Annotated in this window: 4 protein-coding genes; all 4 read left to right on the plus strand. The window is 57.6% G+C overall.

Going from position 1 to position 4,412, the window contains the following annotated elements; genetic code table 11:
• Nucleotides 1–1,121: plasmid partitioning protein RepA (repA, locus tag AC6RA4_RS23525; RefSeq protein ID WP_500164429.1), on the plus strand; the 1,121-nt coding region annotated here is incomplete at its 5' end.
• Nucleotides 1,105–2,034 carry a plasmid partitioning protein RepB gene (gene repB, locus AC6RA4_RS23530; RefSeq protein ID WP_100161449.1) on the plus strand — a complete coding sequence of 310 codons (930 nt, stop codon included), beginning with the start codon at nt 1,105–1,107 and terminating at the stop codon, nt 2,032–2,034. The genes repA and repB, both read left to right, overlap by 17 nt.
• A gap of 213 nt (nt 2,035–2,247) precedes the next feature.
• Entirely contained in the window at nt 2,248–3,459 is a 1,212-nt protein-coding gene (gene repC, locus AC6RA4_RS23535) for a plasmid replication protein RepC (RefSeq protein WP_500164433.1), read from the plus strand.
• 179 nt (nt 3,460–3,638) lie between these two features.
• On the plus strand, nt 3,639–4,412 hold a 774-nt coding region (locus AC6RA4_RS23540; protein ID WP_500164431.1), incomplete at its 3' end, for a ParB/RepB/Spo0J family partition protein.

Consider the following 4,412-nt stretch of genomic DNA (forward strand, 5'->3'; position numbering starts at 1 on the left):
CTCAGCGCGCTGCGCACTTCCCACCAGATGCAAAGAAGGTGATGCGCACTTTGACCAGCGGCGAAGCTGCTGAGCTCCTTGGCGTCGACCATACCTATCTTCGGAAGCTTCATCGAGAAGGAAAGATCGTTGACGTCGAGACGACGGCGGGAAGTCATCGCCGCTATACGCTCGACGATATCTGGGAAATCCGGCAGACGCTTGAAGGAAATGCAAAAAAGTCTGGAACTTACGTGCCTGGGCGTCGCGACGGTGACGAGCTTCAAGTCATATCAGTGGTGAACTTCAAGGGCGGCTCCGGCAAAACGACGACGTCTGCTCACCTCGCTCAGCGCTTGGCGCTAAAGGGGTACAGGGTTCTTGCGATCGATCTCGACCCCCAAGCATCTCTTTCGGCTCTTCATGGAATCCAGCCAGAACTCGACCTTATGGAGGGCGGAACCCTCTATGATGCCGTTCGCTACGACGATCCGGTTCCGATCGCCGAAGTGATCCGCAAGACTTACATCCGCGGCCTTGATCTTATCCCGGGCAACCTTGAACTCATGGAGTTCGAGCACGAGACGCCTGCTGCTATCCAGCGAGGCGGAGCGAAGGCGTTCTTCGCGAGAGTTCATGACGCACTCGATAGTGTTGAAGCAAACTACGACGTTGTTGTGATCGACTGCCCGCCGCAGCTTGGTTTCTTGACGATGTCAGCACTTTCTGCGTCCTCGGGTGTCCTCGTGACGGTTCACCCGCAGATGCTTGACCTCATGTCGATGTCTCAATTCCTGCGAATGACTGCGGATCTCCTGGGAGTGATCAGGGATGCAGGCGCAAATCTGCGCTTCGATTGGCTGCGCTTCTTGCCAACGCGATACAAAGTCGGCGACGCGCCACAAACCGAAGTCATCGCCTTCATTCGCGGGCTGTTTGGGAGGTCGGTCCTGACCAATCACATGGTTGAATCGACCGCAATATCTGATGCCGGCTTGACCAAGCAAACGCTCTACGAAGCTGACAAAAAGGACTTCACGCGTCAGACGTTTGATCGTGCGATCGAATCCATGAACGCAGTGAACGATGAGATCGCTGAAATCATCCAGAACACATGGGGTCGGAATGGCAAGAAAGCCTAAACTTGGCCTGCCGCTGCAGACCCTTCGCAACGCTCCTGACGCTCTTGAAGGGCGCCGACTGCGTGGCGGTGTATTTGAGATCGATCCGGCGCAGATCCTTACCGAAGGACGGTTGGATGACAGGCTTCAGATTGAAGTTGAGGGCCTGAAGAACTCTATTTCCAAGAACGGTCAGCGTGTGCCCGTCTTGGTGCGCCCACTGGAAGGCGATCGCTACAACCTGATCTATGGCCGCAGACGCTTGGAAGCATGTCGCGAACTCGGTATCAAAGTTCGAGCCATCGTCACAGAGGTTGAGAGTGATCAAGCGCTTCGAGATCAGCTTCTCGAGAACCAAGAGCGTCGTGATCTGAGCTTTATTGAGCGTGCGCTCGTTGCGACGGCACTTCTGGACGGTGATCATTTGGAAGGGGCTGAGCGCACCAATCGAGGTGTCGCCGAAGTCCTTAACCTCCACGAAGCCGGGGTTTCACAACTCTTGAGTGTCGTTCGGACGGTCGGCGAGGAACTCATCCAGGCAATTGGTGCGGCTCCCGGGATTGGTCGCCCGAGATGGGAAGAGCTCAAAAAGGCTTTGGGTGCCTACGACGGTGATCGAGACCAACTGCAAGCCGTAGCTCATGCAGCCAAGTCCGAAAGTTCCGGCTCGGTCGATGAGGTTTCTGAGCGTGCGTTTCTCGCAGTTCTGGCAGCCGCGAAGAGCGCAGAGAAGAAAGCAAGCCCGTCTAGAAAAGGCGTGCCTGCTTTGGCGATCCCCGGTGTCGGAGCTGCGACGGTCAAGACCAGCCGCCAAGGCAAGCAGCTTAAACTCGATCTGACTACGGATGAACCTGATTTTATCAGCTGGTTGGAGGGCAATGCCCCAAAGCTGATTACCGAGCTTCATGAGCGCTGGAAGCGTTCAGAAGACTGAGGAAGAGCAACCAACAAGAAGGAGGCACGATACAGGCAAAAAGAAAAAGGCCCCGAGAAGCTAGCTTCACGAGACCTTTGTAAGGTTTCGCACCGGGATCAGCCCGCTACAAAATCTCAGTTTTCGCACTTCTGAATGTAGCGTTCTGGCCCCTACCCCGCAAGCGCAAAGCGATTCGCGGGCCCTAGAATTTTTGTCTTCGTGAACATTTTCATGGAGTACACACCAATTTCGCCGTTTATGCGGCCGATTTCGCACGCTCATTTGCGCGTCATCGAGCGACCCGAGGCATCTGTTCCGGCCAGACCCGTTAACAAGTGGGAACTCCTGCGCGAGCTCTCCAAGGCGCAAGCGGCCTTTGGGGTCTCGGAACGTGATCTGACTGTTTTGCAGGGGCTCCTCAGCTTCTTTCCGGACGATGCGCTTGGCGGGAACGCCGAGATGGTCGTCTTCCCCTCGAACAAGGCGATCTGCGAGCGCCTGAATGGCATGCCGTGCTCAACGATGCGTCGTCACCTCGCGCGTCTCGTCGAGGCTGGCTTGCTCCAGCGGCGCGATAGCCCCAATGGGAAGCGCTACGTCCGCAAGCACGGCGAAGACCGCGTCGCCTTTGGCTTCGATCTTTCCCCGCTCTACTGCCAGTCCGAGGAGATAGCACGGGCCGCAGAGGCCGTACGTGAGGCTGAGGAGCGCGTCAGGCGCCTGAGAGAGGTCGTAAGCCTCATGCGACGCGATCTCGCGGCCCTCGCCGAGTTCGGAGACGAGATGCAGCCAGGCCTAGGCTTCTGGGATCAGCTTCGCGACAAGGCTGCCCTCACAGCCCGCGCGCTTCGCCGCAAGCTTTCAATTGAGGACCTCGCGGCCTATCGAGCCGATCTTGAAGCTCTCCTTGACCAGGCACGCAACATCATTGATGGCCCTGAAACAGAAGAAATGAACACCAATGATGCCCAATCTGAGCGTCACCATCATAATTCAAATAAAGAATCTATAGATTTTGAGCCGGCTTTAGAAAAAAGCGGGGCGGCGGCGGGTGTGCCAGATGTGGATACGAATGAGCCGGTGGCTGACGTTGATGAACAGGACACAAGACATCTGCCAAAGATCCCGCTTCACCTAGTGATAGCGGCATGTCCCTCGCTGAAGACCTTCTACCAAGGTGAGATCCGGCATTGGCATCAGCTTTTCGATGCGGCGGGCCATGTGCGGCCAGCCATGGGGATCAGTGCGTCTGCATGGGAAGAAGCACCGCGGTTCATGGGTCCGGAGCAAGCGTCGATCGTCGTTGCTGCGATGCTGGAACGCTTCGCCGACATAAGATCGCCTGGTGGATACTTGCGAGCTCTGACTGCCAAAGCTGCGGCCGGCGAGTTCTCCTGTGGGCCGATGGTCATGGCATTGATTGGGCGACGATCTGCAGCTTAACAGCTGTTAAGGTTGAGAGACTGCGTACTTTTCCGCCACCTCGGGACTGTCGACTTAACAGCTGTTAAAGTCCTGCCTCGCGAGCGTCAGAATATGAGAGGGAAAGGGTTGTTGGTTTGAGGGTGACGGGAAGTGAGATCGGAAGAGTGGCTTCCGGCGCCCGTCGTGGAGGAGATCTGATGGCGAAACCTGCCCAGAAAGTCACCCAGTCCCCGTTCCGGGACATTCCCTTCGACAAGCTCGTGCTGAGCCAGTCCAACGTCCGGCGCATCAAGGCCGGCATCTCGGTCGAGGAACTGGCCGAAGACATCGCCCGCCGCGGGTTGCTGCAAAGCCTGTGCGTCCGGCCCGTTCTGGCGGATGATGGGTCCGAGACAGGCAAGTTCAAAATACCCGCTGGCGGTAGGCGCTTCCAGGCCCTGTCACTCTTGGTGAAGCAGAAGCGCCTGGCCAAGACGACGCCCATTCCCTGCTTCGTGCGGGATGCGAAGTCCACGATCCTCGCCGAAGACGACTCGCTCGCCGAGAACATGAAGCGCGCTGTCCTGCATCCACTCGATCAGTTCCGCGCCTTCGTGGCGCTGCAGGAGAAGGGTCAGGGCGACGAAGAGATCGCAACCGCCTTCTTCGTCAGGCCGCAGGTGATCAAACAGCGCTTGAAACTCGCCGTCGTGGCCCCTGCCCTGCTCGAGCTTTATGCCGAGGATGAAATGACGCTGGAGCAGCTGATGGCCTTGACGGTTAACCCGGATCATGAGCGCCAGGTTCAGGTCTGGGAGGCGATCCGCTCGTCCTGGAACAAGGAGCCCTATCAGATCCGGCGGATGCTGACGGAAACCTCGGTGCGGGCATCCGATCGTCGTGCTGTCTTTGTCGGCATCGATGCCTATGAGTCTGCTGGCGGCACCATGTTGCACGACCTCTTCCAGGGCGATGACGGCGGCTGGCTGGAA

It is taken from the genome of Salipiger sp. (assembly GCF_059781815.1).